At 53.0% G+C, this 17,338-nt stretch carries 13 protein-coding genes; 9 read left to right on the top strand and 4 right to left on the bottom strand.

Annotated features, from left to right (window positions below; all coding sequences use genetic code 11):
- Positions 1–123: 123 nt before the first annotated feature.
- The gene (locus OGY04_RS14735; RefSeq protein WP_003826082.1) at positions 124–720 is read left to right on the top strand and encodes a DUF308 domain-containing protein; all 597 of its coding nucleotides are present in this window, start codon (positions 124–126) and stop codon (positions 718–720) included.
- Positions 720–1,067, top strand: a complete 348-nt coding sequence (locus OGY04_RS14740; protein ID WP_020996283.1) for an HdeA/HdeB family chaperone — start codon at positions 720–722, stop codon at positions 1,065–1,067. Before OGY04_RS14735 ends, OGY04_RS14740 begins: the two co-directional genes overlap by 1 nt.
- 208 nt (positions 1,068–1,275) lie before the next feature.
- On the opposite strand, the gene OGY04_RS14745 is transcribed toward OGY04_RS14740, so the two are convergent.
- From OGY04_RS14745 to OGY04_RS14760, 4 genes are all read right to left on the bottom strand, one after another.
- Positions 1,276–4,392, bottom strand: coding sequence for an efflux RND transporter permease subunit (locus OGY04_RS14745; protein ID WP_079934250.1), 3,117 nt, complete (start codon positions 4,390–4,392; stop codon positions 1,276–1,278).
- Positions 4,393–4,420: 28 nt separating this feature from the next.
- On the bottom strand, positions 4,421–5,575 hold the full coding sequence (locus OGY04_RS14750; protein ID WP_191226888.1) for an efflux RND transporter periplasmic adaptor subunit: 1,155 nt from the start codon (positions 5,573–5,575) through the stop codon (positions 4,421–4,423).
- Positions 5,576–5,855: 280 nt separating this feature from the next.
- Positions 5,856–6,422, bottom strand: a complete 567-nt coding sequence (locus tag OGY04_RS14755; RefSeq protein ID WP_003826090.1) for a Slp family lipoprotein — start codon at positions 6,420–6,422, stop codon at positions 5,856–5,858.
- 244 nt (positions 6,423–6,666) lie between these two features.
- Positions 6,667–7,521: a MurR/RpiR family transcriptional regulator gene (locus OGY04_RS14760; RefSeq protein ID WP_048225153.1), complete on the bottom strand. Its 855-nt coding sequence runs from the start codon at positions 7,519–7,521 to the stop codon at positions 6,667–6,669.
- Between the two features lie 293 nt (positions 7,522–7,814).
- Between OGY04_RS14760 and OGY04_RS14765 the strand changes: the two genes are divergently transcribed.
- The 7 genes from OGY04_RS14765 (at position 7,815) to OGY04_RS14795 (ending at position 17,337) form a co-directional block, all read left to right on the top strand.
- Positions 7,815–9,320, top strand: a complete 1,506-nt coding sequence (locus tag OGY04_RS14765) for a CoA-acylating methylmalonate-semialdehyde dehydrogenase (RefSeq protein WP_286585457.1) — start codon at positions 7,815–7,817, stop codon at positions 9,318–9,320.
- Between the two features lie 11 nt (positions 9,321–9,331).
- Entirely contained in the window at positions 9,332–11,257 is a 1,926-nt protein-coding gene (gene iolD / locus OGY04_RS14770; RefSeq protein ID WP_286585458.1) for a 3D-(3,5/4)-trihydroxycyclohexane-1,2-dione acylhydrolase (decyclizing), read from the top strand.
- A gap of 342 nt (positions 11,258–11,599) precedes the next feature.
- A complete protein-coding gene (iolG, locus tag OGY04_RS14775) occupies positions 11,600–12,586 on the top strand; it encodes an inositol 2-dehydrogenase (RefSeq protein WP_003826096.1) in 987 nt (328 codons plus the stop codon).
- Between the two features lie 38 nt (positions 12,587–12,624).
- On the top strand, positions 12,625–13,554 hold the full coding sequence (locus OGY04_RS14780) for a sugar ABC transporter substrate-binding protein (protein WP_003839787.1): 930 nt from the start codon (positions 12,625–12,627) through the stop codon (positions 13,552–13,554).
- A 53-nt stretch (positions 13,555–13,607) separates the two neighbouring features.
- Positions 13,608–15,155 (top strand): sugar ABC transporter ATP-binding protein, encoded by a 1,548-nt coding sequence (locus OGY04_RS14785; protein WP_008785559.1) that lies wholly within the window; start codon positions 13,608–13,610, stop codon positions 15,153–15,155.
- Between the two features lie 11 nt (positions 15,156–15,166).
- Positions 15,167–16,195, top strand: a complete 1,029-nt coding sequence (locus OGY04_RS14790; protein ID WP_003826102.1) for an ABC transporter permease — start codon at positions 15,167–15,169, stop codon at positions 16,193–16,195.
- 8 nt (positions 16,196–16,203) lie between these two features.
- Entirely contained in the window at positions 16,204–17,337 is a 1,134-nt protein-coding gene (locus OGY04_RS14795; protein WP_071444943.1) for a Gfo/Idh/MocA family protein, read from the top strand.
- Position 17,338: the final 1 nt, after the last annotated feature.

Raw genomic sequence — 17,338 nt, forward strand, 5'->3', positions numbered from 1 at the left:
TCTTGTTCTTATATACGCTTCCTTAGTGGAAGTCTTATTATTCCACTGTAAGTAACATATGTTGAGTGAGTAATAATTCTTGTGTCAACAGGTTGCATTGCGTTTATATATAACGGAGGATGTATGTTTGTTTTTAATCAGCGTAGCCTGAGAGCGTTTAATGAAAAAACACTCGTTCATTATAAAAAGCACGCGACGATTATGGCGGTGTTGATGTTGATTTGTGGCATCTGCTGCTTGATTTATCCGATTGCTGCAGGTGTTTATTTAAGCTATGCAACCGGTTTTATGTTCCTGGTATGTGGTTTCTATTCTATTTATAGCCTGTTTAGTTCAGGTAAAAAGCAATTGAAAGCCAAATTTACCTATGCCTTTTTTGCTATCGCGTGGTTACTGCTGGGTTACTGTTTCCTCGTGAATCCTGTGATAGGCATGAATTCACTGGCAATGGTATTTTGCTGCCTGTTTATTCTGGGGGGGATTTTTCGTATCGCCTCTGGGGTCAAACTGTTCCGTAGTCCGGGTTATGGATGGAACATTTTTATTGGTATTTTTGACCTGCTTATTGCCGGCGTATGGCTGAATATGGATCCCGACAGATCGTATGTATTTACCTCAATTTTTATTGGTGTCGAGATGATCTTTAGTTCTTTAGCTTTTATCAGTCTGCGTAGAAATGCGACGCTGGTTAAAACTGATAAGCTCGCCGATAAAAATTAATGCTAACTCTGGAGCGCATAGTGAATATTAAAATGATGGTTTCTGCGGCTATTCTTGTGACCTCTGTTATGGCACCAATGACCCGTGCTTTGGCTACTCAGGCAACGGAAGCTGCGCCACAAGATATGACCTGTAAAGAATTTGTTGATATGAGTCAGCAATACAAGACGGCAATTGCCTTTGTGATTGTTAATAAAAATTCTGACTTTAAAGGCGATGATTATGTTCCCCTGCATGAGGTGGAAACGGAAGCTGTACCGAAAATGGTTAAAATGTGCCATCAGCATCCGAATACAAAACTGGGTGAACTGGCTGTAAATCTGAAAGGTTCCGGTCTGCACTATTGATTAACCGTTTTGATAGCCTGGCTTTAGTTAGAATTGACAACCTCTGTTCCTACCCTCAGTCGTTCCTTATAAAAAATCCGCGTAATGCTTACCCTGCTATCCACGAGAAACTCGCTGGATAGCCGTGCCCGCTAATAACCGTAGACCTGACAAACGAAGCCCCATCCCTGGGAATTTAATAATCTAAACCCAGGGATAGGGCAGGGGATCAACGTCGAGCTTTAAATCGCGCTAACGTATTTTCAACGAGGACAAAGAACACTGGAACAAAATAGATTGCCAGTACCGTCGCGGCCAGCATCCCTCCGATAACCCCCGTACCGACGGCATTTTGCGCACCAGAGCCCGCGCCGTTGCTTATTGCCAGCGGAATAACCCCCAGGATGAAGGCCAGTGAGGTCATCAGAATTGGACGTAAGCGCATTTGTGCGGCTTCCACCGCAGCCTCAAGCGGCGTTTTCCCTTCTTTCTGCATAATCTCGACGGCAAACTCGACGATCAGAATGGCGTTTTTAGCCGACAGCCCCATGGTGGTGAGCAGGCCGACCTGGAAATAAACATCATTGCTCAGGCCACGCAGATCGGTAGCCAGTAAAGCGCCGACCACCCCGATTGGCACAACCAGCATCACCGAGAACGGGATCGACCAGCTTTCATACAGTGCCGCCAGCGCCAGAAACACGACGATCAGCGAAATGCCGTACAGCATTGGTGCCTGGTTTGTGGATAGCGCCTCCTGATAAGACAGACCGGTCCAGGCATAGCCGACGCCTGCGGGCAGTTTATTAATCAGCGATGCCATAAATTTCATCGCATCACCGCTGCTTTTCCCTTCAACCGGCTGGCCCAGAATTTCCATTGCTGGTTGACCGTTGTAGCGTTCAAGGCGAGGAGAACCGTAGGTCCACTCGGTGGATGAGTAGGCGGAGAGCGGCGTCATGGAACCGGAGGCGTTACGTACGTACCAGTGGTTGATATTGTCCGGCAACATACGGAACGGCGTATCGGCCTGGACATACACTTTTTTTACGCGCCCCTGGTTCAGGAAATCATTGACATAGCGACTACCAAACGCGGTGGAGATGGTCTGATTAATATCCGATAACGCAACGCCCATAGCTTCAGCCTTTTTGGCGTTGACGTGAATGCGGAACATCGGTGTATCTTCCAGACCGTTCGGACGCACCCCGTCGACCTCACCGGAGGACTGGTTGGCCAAAGCCAGAAGCTGGTTCCGCGCCTGCATCATTTTTTCATGCCCAAGATTACCGTTATCCAGCAGCTCCATATCAAACCCTGATGCGGTGCCCAATTCTGCGACCGCCGGTAAATTGAACGGATAAACGACGGCATTATTAATGGTGCTTAAAGCCATCATTGCCCGGCGAATGATGGCGGTAACCGAGTTTTCTTCGCCAACACGTTCTGACCAGGGCTTCAGGCTGATAAACGCCAGACCGTTGTTTTGTCCCTGGCCGCTGAAACCAAATCCGCCGACGGTGAAAACAGAAGCAACGTTTTTCTGCTCTTTCGTCAGGTAGTAGTCGGTTATTTCCCCGAGCACTTTACTGGTGTTCACCATCGTTGAACCCGAAGGCAATTGTGCCGTGGTCATGAATACCCCCTGATCTTCTTCAGGCAGAAACGAGGTCGGAGTGCGTAAAAACAGCATAATCATGCCCGCGCCAATGACTAAATAGACGACCATATAACGGCCTGTGCGACGTAGCAGTCTACGGGTGCTGTCCGTGTAGTGCTGAGTGCATTTCTCCATGAAGTGATTGAAACGGGTAAACAGAAAATGTGTGTTTTCCTTTTCTCCTTCGTGGGATTTCAACAACATAGCGCAAAGTGCAGGCGTCAGGCTCATTGCCACAAATACCGACAGCAGCATGGAGGAGATTAAGGTGATGGAAAACTGACGGAAAATTTCACCCGTTGCCCCGCTCATAAACGCCATCGGCATAAATACGGCGGATAAAACGACGGCAATACCAACCAGCGCCCTCTGGAGCTGGCCCATTGCTTTGTGCGTTGCTGCTTTTGGAGACAAGTGCTCTTCAGCAATAATACGTTCTACGTTCTCAACCACCACGATGGCATCATCGACCAACAGCCCTATCGCCAGCACCATGCCAAACATCGTGAGCGTGTTAATCGAAAAACCGGCGACGTCGAGTATTGCAAAGGTTCCGAGGATAACCACCGGAACGGCGATAGTGGGGATAAGCGTCGCACGGAAACTCTGCAAAAACAGATACATGACGAGGAATACCAGAATGATTGCCTCGATCAAAGTATGAAAAACACCCTGAATCGAAATCTCGATAAACGGCGTGGTGTCATAGGGATAAACGGTTTTCATACTGGCCGGAAACCAGGCCGATAATCTGTTCAGCTCTTGTTTGACCGCCTGGGACGTTGCCAGGGCATTGGCACCAGCGGCAAGTTTAATCGCAATCCCGGCGGCGGGTTTGCCGTTGTAACGTGCAACCGTTGCATAATTTTCCGCACCCAACTCAATGCGTGCGACATCGCGCAGCAGAACCTGAGAACCATCTTGCTGAACTTTAAGGAAAATCTTGCCAAATTCATCGGTCGTTTGCAGACGCGTCTGAACGATTATCGACGCATTTAACTGCTGATCGGCTGACTGAGGCATGCCCCCCAACTGCCCGCCAGATATCTGATTATTCTGCACTTTGAGCTGGGTAATGACGTCCTCGGGAGTGAGGTTATACTTGTCGAGCTTTTGTGGATCCAACCAGATGCGCATGGCGTATTGCGAACCGAATAACTGTACGCTCCCCACCCCGGCAGTGCGGCTTAGCGGATCTTTAATGTTCGAGGCTACATAGTCGGCAATATCATATTGGCTCAGGCTGTTATTATCAGAGATAAAACCGGCAACCATTAAGATATTGCTACTGGATTTATCAACGCTGATCCCTTGCTGTTGTACTTCCTGTGGCAAGGAAGGCATCGCCAGCTGCAGTTTATTCTGTACCTGAACCTGCGCAATATCGGGTGACGTACCCGTTTTGAAGGTCAGGATAATCGAGGCATTACCTGCCGCATCGCTGGTGGATGACATATACATCAGGCCATCAAGACCATTCATATTCTGTTCAATCACCTGGGTGACGGAGTCTTCAACGGTCTTTGCGTCAGCCCCTGGGTAGGCAGCGCTGATGGTAATGGTTGGGGGCGCAATTTGTGGATATTGGGCGACAGGCAGGTTCATTATCGCGATACCGCCCGTAAACATCATGATAATAGCGAGCACCCAGGCGAAAACCGGGCGCTCAATAAAAAAGTTGGCCATGAAGAAAGTGTCCTTAATGCCTGAAATATTACTGTTCAGCTACCGTGTCAGGTGTGTTCAGTTTTGAAGGTAGGACCCGGGCTTTGATTCCCGGACGAATTCTTTGTAATCCGGACACAATGACCCGATCGCCAGGATGTAATCCCGCGGTCACTAACCATTGATTACCAACGGCCTTCACTGCGTTTATTTCACGCAGTTGCACTACGTTTTCCTGGTCAAGGATCAGCGCGGTGGCTTTTCCTTGCTCGTTATGCGTAATTCCTTGCTGGGGGACCATCAACACGTTTTGTTGACTGCCTTCGTCCAGCAACGCCGTGACATACATACCGGGTAAAATTTCACCTTCAGGATTGGGAAATACGGCGCGCAGGGTTACCGAACCGGTGGTCTCATCAACAGCGGGATCGGAAAACTCAAGCGTACCGGTATGGCGATAGGGCTTGCCGTTTTCCAGCATCAGTTCAACCGGAATTTTGCCTTGTTGCTGGGCGATTTGTCCGTTGGCTTTCTCTTCTTTCAGGCGTAAGAAGTCCTGTACTGACTGGGTTAAATCAACATAAATCGGATCTAATCTCTGAACGGTGACCAGCGCGTTTTCCTGATTGGCAGTAACCAGGGCACCCACGGTCACGGAAGATTTGCCGCTAATGCCATCAATGGGCGAGGTAACATTGGCGTATCGAAGATTGATGGTGGCTTGTTCAAGATCCGCTTTAGCGACGGCAACATTGGCTTGCGCTTCATTAAGCTGTGAACGCGTCGTGTCATAGTCCTGGCGGCTGATGTAATTAGATTTTATTAACGCTGACTGCCGATTGAGTGTCAGACGAACATTATTGGCGGTAGCCTGTGCCTTTGCCAACGCGCCTTTGGCTGAGTCCAGTCGTGCCTGCAGCGGGGCAGGATCAATTTGATACAGTGATTCTCCTTTGCTGACTTTATCGCCTTCAACAAAGTTGCGTTTTATGATGATCCCACCAACCTGAGGACGGATTTCGGCGATTTCGAACGCAAGCGCGCGACCCGGAAGTTCACTTTTAATATTTACTGAGGAGGGCGCTAAGGTAACAACGCCGACCTCGGGCTCCATGGCGGTTTTTACTGCAGGTTTATTATCGCAGGCGGTGATGATGACGCTACTAAAGAATAATGGTATCAACAGTAAGCATTTTCTGTTCATAGTAATCCCTGAATAATGTATAAACACAAATGTTCTTTTATTGCATGCAGGGTGGGGGAGTTGTCGGTAAATAACAAAAGATGGTCAGGCATGAGAAGGGTAAAGCCCATTTCTTCGCTAAAGAATTAGCGGTTAAAAATTATATGTAACAGGAAGAATGCATGTTAAGCGAAGGATCTCATGAAGCAGGATGGCGCAATAAGATAAACGCGGGGTGATGAGAAGGGGTGTTTGCCAACACCTGACTCCGGAATATAGTCGCGCCATCTTACCTCTGGGATTATTTCACTAGCTCCGGAGTTACCTGAGTGACTGTATTGGCGTAGTAAGGCGCTCCCCACATCGGCTCAGGCCAGAATGCGCCGTAACCATAATCCCACATGTTATAGGTGGTGTTGACAGACTCAGTTAAATGCCAAACCTGGATTCCTTGTAAATCAACTTTAACAAAGTTGTACGGGACTTTGTTGATGAATCCTGACTCATCTCCTTGAATTGTTCCCAAAATGGTCACGAAATGGTTTCTGTAGTTTACCGGATCGAGGAAACCTTTCTGCTGGGCAAGAATACGTCCCTGATAGCTCGCGTCTATTTGTGGCTTAGCAGAGTCGTTCAGTGGCAAAACGGCGATTTCCAGCAACGTATCATTTTTGGTGTTAATCACATTGATGACTTTACCACCAAAGCGAGCCTGTTGGCCGGTATATAAACCGGGCTGGTTATGCACGGAGATAAAGTTTTTTTGGATATCGGGTTGATTATTACCTTTGATATTCTCAGGAATGGAAGCACATGATGCCAGGGTGAAAGCAAGGGCAATAATCATCAACCCTTTTGTATTTTTCATTTTACTTTCCTGCTTAAAAAAGACAGGTCTATAGTAAACCTTTGCGTATTATTGTCAGCATGCGCATTGTTGATTATCTAATATTAATATAATTGTAGCTTATGGTAATAACGGATTGTATTTTATCTGGTCGCTGAATGAGGGCGATATTTTCAACGACCATGAAAGTAACGGCAGACATCACGGTTTCACGTCACGCTGGCGGGAATGTAATAAAGCGGAACGTCAATTTTTGCGGTGCTCATCACCCGACAGAATGACCGCGTTCATTACTCCCGTCACCCAGACGGTAAGCCAGCGCCACCACTAGCGACTGCACCAGGCACAGCGTCGCAGACTGGGATCGAAACGCGTCAACCTGCGCCTCTTTCACCACAAAGCAGAGATCGCTGAACGTGGCCAGCGGGCTTATCTGACTGTCGGTAATCACGATCTGGCGCGCGCCGGCATTGGCCGCAGTTTCGCTGACCATCACTGTTTCTTCCGCATAAGGCGAGAAGCTAATCGACACCACAATATCGTGCGCTTTGATGCGGTTAATCTGCTCGCGCAGCATTCCGCCCATTCCGTCGAGCAAAATAGGGCGACACTCAAGATGGCTCAGGGCGTAGGTGAGATAGGCCGCTACGCTAAACGAACGACGCAGACCTGCAATGTAAATGGTGTCGGCTTCTGCCAGCAATTGTACGGCGCGTTCCAGCATTTCAGGTTCGGCACGGGCTGCCAGCTGCTGGAGCGCCTGGGTATTCGAACGGGCGAACTCCTGCAGGATATCGAGTGGGGTTTCCGGTACGGCTTCGCTTTCCATCTCACGGAACATGCGCGCGCGGTCGCTGTAGCTGGCGGTTTCCTCTACCAGGTTCATACGAAACAGCTGTTTCATTTCGTTGAAGCCGGTGAAGTCAAAGGCGTTGGCGAAGCGGATCAGCGTAGAGGGTGGCACTCCGGCACGTTCAGCAATGACGGCAACCGTATCAAAGGCCACGCTATTGGTATTATCCAGCACATAGCGGGACACCTGCTGCAGCCTCTTACTCAGGCTATCGTAGCGATCGCGGATTTGCTGCTGCAGCTCGTTCAGGCTGGTTGCTGTTGTCATTTTACCTCCTGGTACATAGTTTTATGATTCTAAACGCAAAACCGCGTCTTTGAAATGTCACTCATTCATCTGGCTGTAAAAACGAAACAAAAGCTTCAGGCTTGTCGTCCGCTGAAACGTTATGCCAGTGCACGCTAATCATGCGATTCCGCTTGTTAACATAAAAACCCATCCTTGATCACATTAATCATTATTTATTTTATTTCAACTTAAAATGGAATGTTTGTTTCATATATAGTACACAGATAACAGTGTTCAGGTAACAGTCACGTATCAACAGCGAGAGGTTAAGGATGGAGACAGTAGCGAATTTTATCCACGGCGAATGTGTCACCGGTTCAGGCCAGCGCGTTCAGGCAATCTTCAACCCGGCCACCGGCGAGCAGATCCGCCAGGTGGTGATGAGTACGACACAGGAAACCGAGCAGGCCATTGCGGCAGCGCACGACGCATTCCCCGGTTGGGCGCGCCATTCTCCGTTAAAACGTGCGCGAGTGATGTTCCGCTTTAAGGCGCTGTTGGAAGAAAACATGGAGAGGCTGGCTCGCATCATCAGCGAAGAGCATGGCAAGGTATTCTCTGACGCAGTTGGTGAACTGACCCGCGGCCTGGAAGTGGTGGAGTTTGCCTGTGGCATCCCACATCTGCAAAAGGGCGAACACTCAGCCAACGTAGGGACCGGCGTCGATAGCCATTCGCTGATGCAACCGCTCGGGGTTTGCGTCGGGATCACGCCGTTTAACTTTCCGGCAATGGTACCGATGTGGATGTTCCCCATCGCGCTGGCAACCGGGAATACCTTCGTGCTGAAACCCTCAGAAAAAGACCCTTCTCTCGCCCTGGCTCTGGCCAAACTACTGCAAGACGCCGGATTGCCAGACGGCGTGTTCAACGTCGTGCAGGGGGACAAAGAGTCCGTTGACGTGCTGTTAACTGACCCGCGTGTGCAGGCCGTGAGCTTTGTCGGCTCTACGCCGATTGCGGAATACATTTATCAGACGGCATCGGCCCACGGTAAGCGTTGCCAGGCGTTAGGTGGCGCTAAAAATCACTGCATTTTAATGCCGGATGCCGACATGGATATGGCAACCAACGCCATTATGGGGGCCGCTTACGGCGCGGCGGGTGAACGCTGCATGGCGCTTTCGGTCGTGCTGGCGGTAGGGAATAAAACGGCAGATGAGCTGTGCTCGAGACTGGAAAAACAGATTGCGGCGCTGCGTGTCGGGCCTGGTCTTGACCAGACACCGGAAAATGAAATGGGGCCGCTTATCTCCTCTGTACACCGTAATAAAGTGCTCGGTTATATCGACAGTGGGGAATCGCAGGGGGCCAGCCTGCGCGTGGATGGTCGACGTTTTAGCGTTAAAGGCCATGAGCAGGGTTATTTTGTCGGGCCGACCCTGTTTGATAACGTCACGCCGGAGATGACCATTTATAAAGAAGAGATTTTTGGACCGGTGCTTTCTGTGGTGCGCGTAGCAGATTACAGCAGCGCGGTGGAACTGATTAACCGTCATGAATATGGTAATGGCACGGCAATTTTCACGCGTGACGGCGGCTGTGCGCGTCGCTTCTGCGAAGAAGTGCAGGCGGGCATGGTGGGCGTAAACGTTCCAATTCCGGTGCCGATGGCGTTCCACAGTTTTGGCGGCTGGAAGCGGTCCATTTTTGGTGCGCTGAACGTTCATGGTAACGATGGCGTGCGCTTCTACACCCGGATGAAAACCGTCACCGCACGCTGGCCGGAGATGCTGCAGGACACAGGGGCCGCGTTCTCCATGCCAACGCTGGGCTGACAGGAGGGTTTATGCAAACCGAACGTATGACCATGGCTCAGGCGCTGGTCAAATTCCTTAATCAACAATATATCTGTGTCGATGGCGTGGAAACGCCCTTTGTCGAGGGCGTCGCCACCATCTTTGGTCACGGTAACGTGCTTGGCATTGGCCAGGCGCTGGAGCAGGCACCCGGTCATTTGCAGGTGATGCAGGGATGTAATGAGCAGGGAATTGCGCACATGGCGACCGGATTCGCCAAACAGCATCGGCGCCAGCGTATTTTTGCCGTGACGTCATCGGTTGGGCCGGGAGCGGCAAACATGGTGACCGCCGCGGCAACCGCGACGGCGAACCGTATTCCGCTGCTGCTGTTGCCTGGCGATGTCTACGCCAGTCGTCAGCCGGACCCGGTATTGCAGCAAATTGAGCAATACCATGACCTTGGCATCAGTACCAACGACTGCTTCCGCCCGGTCTCGCGTTACTGGGACCGGATTAACCGCCCGGAGCAGTTAATGAGCGCGATGCTAAACGCGATGCGAACGCTTACTGACCCCGCAGATACTGGTGCCGTAACTATTTGCCTGCCACAGGATGTGCAGGGGGAAGCCTGGGACTATCCGCAGAGCTTCTTTGCGCGCCGCGTTCATTTGATCGAACGTCGACCACCCGACCCGCAGCGTCTGGCGATGGCGCGGGCGCTGATTGCCCGCAAACGCCGTCCGCTGGTGGTATGCGGCGGCGGGGTACGATATTCCGGCGCGCATGAGGCGTTTCGTACGTTTGTTGAAACGCTGCAACTGCCGTTTGCCGAAACTCAGGCCGGAAAGGGAGCGCTGGTTAGTGACCACCCACTTAACCTCGGAGGCATTGGGGTAACTGGAGGGATGGCAGCGAATCAGCTCGCACCGCAAGCCGATCTGGTGATCGGCATTGGTACGCGCCTCACCGACTTTACCACCGGTTCGAAAGCGCTGTTTTCTCATCCGGAGGTTGAGTTCCTGCTGCTGAACGTGGCGGAGTTTGACGCACTGAAGCTTGATGCCACTGCGCTTATCGCCGACGCCCGTACCGGGCTTACGGCATTAACTGAAACACTGAAAGACTACCGCAGCGATTGGGGGAAGGAGGTCGCTAAGGCGCAAGAGGCCTGGCGTGATGAGTGCCAACGTTTATGGGAGCGCGACTGGCGTCCCGACGACGAACCCGAAGTGGCTGGGCATCTTGACGCTCAGCTGGCGGAATATGGCAACACGCTAAACACCCGGTTGACCCAGACGAAGGTGCTGGGGCTTATCAATCAGCACATTGAAGATAACGCTATCGTCGTGGGGGCCGCCGGATCGCTACCTGGCGATTTACAGCGTATCTGGCAGGTCAAAACCCCGGACAGCTATCACCTGGAATACGGTTACTCCTGTATGGGCTATGAGATTGCGGCTGCTATTGGAGCCAGGCTGGCGAAGCCGCAGCAGCCGGTATATGCCATGGTGGGGGATGGCTCGTACATGATGCTGCATTCCGAACTACAAACCGCCGTCCAGGAGGGGATAAAAGTCACTATCCTGCTGTTTGATAACGCCAGCTTCGGGTGTATTAACAACCTTCAGATGGGGCATGGGATGGGGAGCTTCGGTACGGAAAACCGTCACCGTAATCCGCAAACCGGACGGTTGGATGGGCCGTTGGTGAAGGTCGATTTTGCTAAAAACGCGGAAAGCTACGGCTGTCGGGCATGGCGTGTACATGACGAGCAAAGCCTGCTGGCGGCGCTGGAAGCCTCGCGTGCGCATTCGGGACCTGTGCTGCTGGATATCAAAGTCCTGCCGAAAACCATGACCCACGACTATGCCTCCTGGTGGCGCACTGGCGATGCGCAGGTGGCAGAATCTCCGTCGGTGCGAAAAGCGGCTGAGCAGACGTTTGAGCAGGTGAAAAACGCACGTCAGTACTAAAAGCGATTAATGCCGGATGGCGCTGCGCTTATCGGGCCTACAGCGGATTCTACCCCCAGTCCGGATAAGTCGTTAGCGCTGTCATCCGGTAACCTGCGACAACGAAATTTTCATTTCATTTTCCTTTCTCTTCATCCATCGCCTCCTTCCTGAACGGAAGGGGGCCAATTCCTGCATCTTTCCTGTTGTTATGTTGTGATATTGATAACAGATTTTATCTCACTCATCTCAAAAGTGTTAACTTGCACCCAAAAACATAATTTTCACTATTTATAAAAATGAAATAAATGTTTTATTTAAAGGGTCGTTAGTTCATCGCATTCACCAACACCGGGAGCCGTTATGTTTAACATTGCTTTACTGGGCGCTGGCCGAATTGGCCAGGTACATGCAGCTAACATTGCCAGTCACAGTGCCACTACCCTCTGGTCCGTCGTCGACCCGAATCAGGAATTTGCCACCCGTCTTGCCACACAGTATCAGGCTCGTTTGCAAAGCCTGGATGAGGCGATGACGGACCCTAACGTTCACGCCGTGCTGATTGCCTCCGCGACCGATACCCATGCGGATTTGATTGAAATGGCCGCCCGCCACGGCAAAGCCATCTTCTGTGAAAAGCCGGTCCACCTGGATCTGGCCCGTGTACGCGACTGCCTGAAAGTAGTCAAAGAGTACGACGTACCGTTGTTTATCGGTTTCAACCGCCGCTTCGATCCACAGTTTCGCCGTGTGAAAACTGACGCACTGGCCGGGCGTATCGGAAAGCCGGAATCGCTGCTGATCATCTCCCGCGACCCGTCGCCGCCGCCTGCGGAATACGTGCGTGTGTCCGGCGGCATGTTCCGTGATATGACCATCCACGATTTTGATATGGCGCGCTTTATCATGGGCGAAGAGCCGGTTTCGGTGTATGCCCAGGGCAGCAATCTGGTGGATCCGGCGATTGGCGAAGCGGGCGATATCGATACCGCGTTCATCGTACTGAAATATGCCTCCGGCGCGATGGCGACCATTGTCAACAGCCGCCGTTCTTCTTACGGATACGATCAGCGCCTTGAGCTGCACGGCTCTGAAGGGCTGCTGTGCGCGGGCAACATTCTCGAAAATCAGGTGCAGCACTACGCGAAGACCGGCTGCACCAGCGCGTTACCTGAACATTTCTTCCTGCAGCGTTATAAATCGGCCTATGCCGCGGAATGGGAACACTTTGTTGCGGTACTGCGCGGCGAAGCGGTCCCTGATTGCAGCGGGGACGATGGCGAGCGTGCGCTGTATCTGGCGGATAAAGCGCTGGAGTCACTGCATAGCCAGCGTGAAGTTCTCCTCTGATTGTCACCACAACCTACCCTACACAGAGAGACATAATAATGAAAAAACTGATCTTAGCTGTCCTCATCGCCATGACATCCGGGGCAGCCATTGCTGAAAACGAGCAAATTGTTTTCAGTACGCCAAACCTGGCGATGCCATTTGAAGTTCACATGCAGCGCACGGCGGTGAAAGCCGCAAAAGAGATGGGCGTGAATTTACAGGTCCTGGACGGGCAGGGTAGCTCGCCAAAACAGGTCGCTGACCTGGAAAACGCCATAACTCGTGGCGCACAGGGCTTTATTGTTTCACCGAACGATGTCAACGCGGTGTCCAGCGCGGTAGATGAAATTCAGGATGCGAAACTGCCCGTTGTTACTCTCGACCGCTCCGTTGACAGCCAGAAAAAAGTGCCGCACTTCGGCGCGAACAACTACAAGGGCGGTCAGGCGATTGGCGACTTTGTCAAAACCAAATTCCCTGACGGGGCAGACATTATTCTGCTGACCGGCCAGCCAGGCTCCTCCTCCAACATTGAACGTACTAAAGGCATTCGCGACAGCCTGAAGGCGGGTGGTGAAAAGTACAAGATCGTTGCCGATCAGACCGGTAACTGGATGCGTTCTGAAGGGATGCGCATTGTCGAAAGCGTTCTGCCTTCGTTGCCGAAGCGTCCGCAGGTGATCCTCTCCGCTAACGACGATATGGCGTTGGGCGCGATTGAAGCGTTACAGGGACAAGGACTGAAACCGGGTGAAGTTCTGGTCACGGGCTTCGATGCCGTGCCGGAAGCACTGGCGCGTGTGCGCGATGGCTGGCTGGCAGTGACGGCGGATCAGCGTCCTGGCTTTGCGGTGAAAACGGCTATGAGCCAGTTGGTGAATAACGTCCGTGAGAAGACGGCGATCACCGGGGCTGACTACCCGCCAACGCTTATCACCAAAGAGAACCTGCAGCAGGCCGAGCGTATTAGTGAGGCCGGTAACTGATATGTCCGCAGCCGCCGCACAAGTGGCGGCTCTCTATGAGGAGGAGCAGACCGATGTCGCAACCCTTACTAAAAGTGACCGACCTGGCGAAAAGCTTTTCCGGCGTTTGGGCGCTGAGCAGCGCACAGCTGACTGTCGGAGCAGGCGAAATTCATGCGCTGTTAGGTGAGAACGGTGCCGGAAAATCGACCCTGCTGAAAGCGCTGGCGGGCGCACAGCCGCAAACACGCGGGGATATTTGGTTCAACGGCGAAACATTGCCGGTAGAAGACTCTCCGGTTGAGCGGCAGAACAAGGGCATTATCACGATTTATCAGGAATTTAATCTGCTGCCCAATATGACCGTCGCCGAGAATATGTTCCTCGGTCGCGAACCGCGCAAACGCAATCTGATTGTTGACGAAAAGGCGGTAAATCAGGAAGCGCAGGTGATTCTGGATTACCTGCAACTGAACGTTGCGCCAACCACGGCCGTGGCCCGACTGAGTGTGGCGCAGCAGCAAATGGTGGAAATTGCGCGAGCGCTGACGCTGAACGCAAAACTCATCATTATGGATGAACCTTCCGCCGCGCTGAGCGACAGCGAAGTAGAAAGCCTGCATCGTGTGGTGCGGGAACTTAAAGGGCGTGGCGTGAGCATTATCTACGTCACCCATCGCCTGCATGAAGTTTTTCAACTCTGCGACCAGTTCACTGTTTTCCAGGATGGACGATTCACCGGGAATGGCGCAGTTGCACAGACCACCGTAGAACAGCTGATCCGCCTGATGGTGGGGCGCGATGTGGCCTTTAATCGCCGTCCGGCCAGCGAAACTCACCATGAAGATAAACCTGTGCGTCTGGCGGTGAAGGGGCTTAGCCGCGAAAAACCGCCGCTGGATCCGCATGGTATCGCGCTGCACGACATTAGCTTTCACGTGCATGCTGGCGAAGTGTTAGGCATTGCCGGACTGGTGGGTGCCGGGCGCACCGAAGTGGCCCGCTGCCTGTTTGGCGCCGACAGTTTTACTTCCGGCAGCTTTGAACTTGATGGCGTGCCATATCAGCCGCGCGATCCGCTGTTTGCGCTGGATCAGGGGCTGGCGCTGGTACCGGAAGATCGTAAAAAAGAGGGCGCGGTGCTTGGGCTGTCGATCCGCGACAACCTGTCGCTCTCCAGCCTCTCGTCACTACTGCACTGGCGCTGGTTCGTGAATACCCGCAAAGAGGATGCCCTGATCGAGTCATACCGCCAGGCGCTGCAGATCAAAATGGTCAACAGCGCGCAAGAGGTGCGCAAGCTCTCCGGCGGGAACCAGCAAAAAGTGATCCTCGCGCGCTGCATGGCGCTTAATCCGCGAGTGTTGATCGTGGATGAACCAACGCGCGGCATCGATGTTGGCACCAAATCAGAAGTCCATCAGGTGCTGTTTGATATGGCGAAAAAGGGCGTGGCGGTGATCGTGATCTCCTCCGATCTGCCGGAAGTGATGGCGGTTTCCGATCGGATCATCACGCTAAGTGAAGGCCGGGTGACCGGCGAGATCCACGGCGACGACGCCAACGAAGAGCGGCTAATGACGATGATGGCCATCAACCACAACGCCCTGAATGCGGCATAACGGAGTGATTCATGACGCAGATTATTTCTAAAACGCAGGTTCCAGCCAAACGCGGCGGACGTCTTGATCCCATTGCCTTTTTTGAGCGCTTTGGGGTACTGATTTTCATGATCCTGCTGCTGATTTTCTTTCAGTTGCAGAACAGCAATTTTCTTTCTGAACGCAATATTTTCAACATTCTGACCGAAGTCTCCATCTACGGGATCATGGCCGTCGGTATGACGTTTGTCATTCTGACCGCCGGGATCGACCTCTCCGTAGGTTCTATTCTGGCAGTGTGCGCCATGACCGCGGCGTATGTGATTAAAGGGGACAACTTCACCACCGTCGACCCGAACGCCTGGGGCGGCATGAGCTGGCTGATTGGCCTTGGAATCTGTATGGCGATGGGCACTGCGATTGGTTTTCTGCATGGCCTCGGCGTGACCCGCCTGCGTCTGCCGCCGTTTATCGTCACCCTCGGCGGGATGACGATCTGGCGCGGCCTGACGCTGGTGATTAACGACGGCGCACCAATTGCCGGTTTCGACGCGGGATACCGCTGGTGGGGACGCGGCGAACTGCTTGGTATCTCCATTCCAATCTGGATATTCGCGCTGGTGGCGGTAGGCGGTTATCTGGCGCTACATAAAACCCGCTGGGGGCGCTTCGTGTACGCCATCGGCGGCAACCCGGAGGCGGCGCGTCTGGCAGGGGTTAACGTGAAGCGCGTGCTGGTGAGCGTCTACGTGTTAATTGGCTGTCTGGCAGGGCTGGCGGGCTTCATTCTCAGCGCGCGGTTGGGCAGTGCAGAAGCGGTCGCCGGGATCTCGTTTGAGCTGCGCGTTATCGCCTCGGTGGTCATTGGCGGTACCTCACTGATGGGCGGCTACGGGCGTATTGGCGGCACCATTATCGGCTCGATCATCATGGGCATCCTGATTAACGGTCTGGTGCTGATGAACGTCTCGGCTTACTACCAACAAATTATTACCGGCTTAATTATCGTTCTGGCGGTGGCGTTCGATACCTACGCCAAGAGCCGTCGCGGCGCATTGTGAGGATCATGATGAAAGAAGTTCGTATTGGATTGATTGGCACCGGGTATATCGGCAAGGCGCATGCCATCGCCTATGCCCAGGCCCCGACGGTGTTTAACCTGCGCGGCAAGCTGGTGCGCGAAATGGTGGCGGAAGTCTCTCCAGAGCTGGCCGCCGAGCGGGCGCAGGCGTTTGGCTTCAATCGCTCAACCGGAGACTGGCGTGCGCTGGTGGCTGACCCGGCCATTGATGTCGTGGATATCTGTTCTCCTAATCATCTGCACAAAGAGATGGCGCTGGAAGCGATTCGCCATGGCAAGCATGTGTACTCAGAAAAGCCGTTGGCGCTGAACGCCCACGACGCGCGTGAAATGGTTGAGGCTGCACAGCGGGCAGGAGTGAAAACGCTGGTGGGGTTCAACTATATGAAGAACCCAACGGCGCAGCTGGCGAAAGAGATCATTGAGCGCGGAGAAATTGGTGAGGTGATCCATTTCTACGGCACCCACAACGAAGACTACATGGCCGATCCGCTTGCGCCGATCCACTGGCATTGTTTTAAAGAGACCGCCGGACTTGGTGCGCTTGGCGATCTGGCGGCGCATATCGTCAATATGGCGCAGTACCTTGTTGGGGATATTCAGCAGGTCTGCGGCGACCTGAAGATCGTGGTGCCACAGCGTCCGGCGCAGGTCGGTTCCTCGCAAATGGTGACGGTAGAAAACGAAGATCAGGCCCACGCGATGGTGCGCTTTGCGGGCGGTGCGCAAGGGGTGATTGAAACCTCGCGCGTTGCCTGTGGCCGCAAGATGGGGTTGTCGTATGTGATTACCGGGACCAAAGGAACCATCAGTTTTACCCAAGAGCGCATGGCAGAGCTGAAGCTATATCTGCATGACGATCCGGTCAACCGCCAGGGGTTTCGCACTTTACTGGTTGGCCCGGCGCACCCGGACTACGGCGCGTTTTGCATGGGAGCCGGGCATGGTATCGGCTTTAACGACCAGAAAACTGTGGAAGTACGCGACCTGGTGGACGGCATTGCCGCTGATGCACCGATGTGGCCGGACTTTGAAGAGGGCTGGAAGGTGTCGCGCGTGCTTGACGCTATCGCACTCTCGCACCAGGAAGGCCGCTGGCTGAACGTGAACGACATTGTCTGAA

The sequence above is a fragment of the Citrobacter sp. Cpo091 genome, assembly GCF_030332645.1.
Classification (GTDB): domain Bacteria; phylum Pseudomonadota; class Gammaproteobacteria; order Enterobacterales; family Enterobacteriaceae; genus Citrobacter; species Citrobacter portucalensis.

What these genes read in the sequence shown, in the direction of transcription:
- OGY04_RS14735 (WP_003826082.1), top strand. Translation starts at nt 124, where the DNA reads ATGTTTGTTTTTAATCAGCGTAGCCTGAGAGCGTTTAATGAAAAAACA.
- OGY04_RS14740 (WP_020996283.1), top strand. Translation starts at nt 720, where the DNA reads ATGCTAACTCTGGAGCGCATAGTGAATATTAAAATGATGGTTTCTGCG.
- OGY04_RS14745 (WP_079934250.1), bottom strand. Translation starts at nt 4,392, where the DNA reads ATGGCCAACTTTTTTATTGAGCGCCCGGTTTTCGCCTGGGTGCTCGCT.
- OGY04_RS14750 (WP_191226888.1), bottom strand. Translation starts at nt 5,575, where the DNA reads ATGAACAGAAAATGCTTACTGTTGATACCATTATTCTTTAGTAGCGTC.
- OGY04_RS14755 (WP_003826090.1), bottom strand. Translation starts at nt 6,422, where the DNA reads ATGAAAAATACAAAAGGGTTGATGATTATTGCCCTTGCTTTCACCCTG.
- OGY04_RS14760 (WP_048225153.1), bottom strand. Translation starts at nt 7,521, where the DNA reads ATGACAACAGCAACCAGCCTGAACGAGCTGCAGCAGCAAATCCGCGAT.
- OGY04_RS14765 (WP_286585457.1), top strand. Translation starts at nt 7,815, where the DNA reads ATGGAGACAGTAGCGAATTTTATCCACGGCGAATGTGTCACCGGTTCA.
- iolD (WP_286585458.1), top strand. Translation starts at nt 9,332, where the DNA reads ATGCAAACCGAACGTATGACCATGGCTCAGGCGCTGGTCAAATTCCTT.
- iolG (WP_003826096.1), top strand. Translation starts at nt 11,600, where the DNA reads ATGTTTAACATTGCTTTACTGGGCGCTGGCCGAATTGGCCAGGTACAT.
- OGY04_RS14780 (WP_003839787.1), top strand. Translation starts at nt 12,625, where the DNA reads ATGAAAAAACTGATCTTAGCTGTCCTCATCGCCATGACATCCGGGGCA.
- OGY04_RS14785 (WP_008785559.1), top strand. Translation starts at nt 13,608, where the DNA reads ATGTCGCAACCCTTACTAAAAGTGACCGACCTGGCGAAAAGCTTTTCC.
- OGY04_RS14790 (WP_003826102.1), top strand. Translation starts at nt 15,167, where the DNA reads ATGACGCAGATTATTTCTAAAACGCAGGTTCCAGCCAAACGCGGCGGA.
- OGY04_RS14795 (WP_071444943.1), top strand. Translation starts at nt 16,204, where the DNA reads ATGAAAGAAGTTCGTATTGGATTGATTGGCACCGGGTATATCGGCAAG.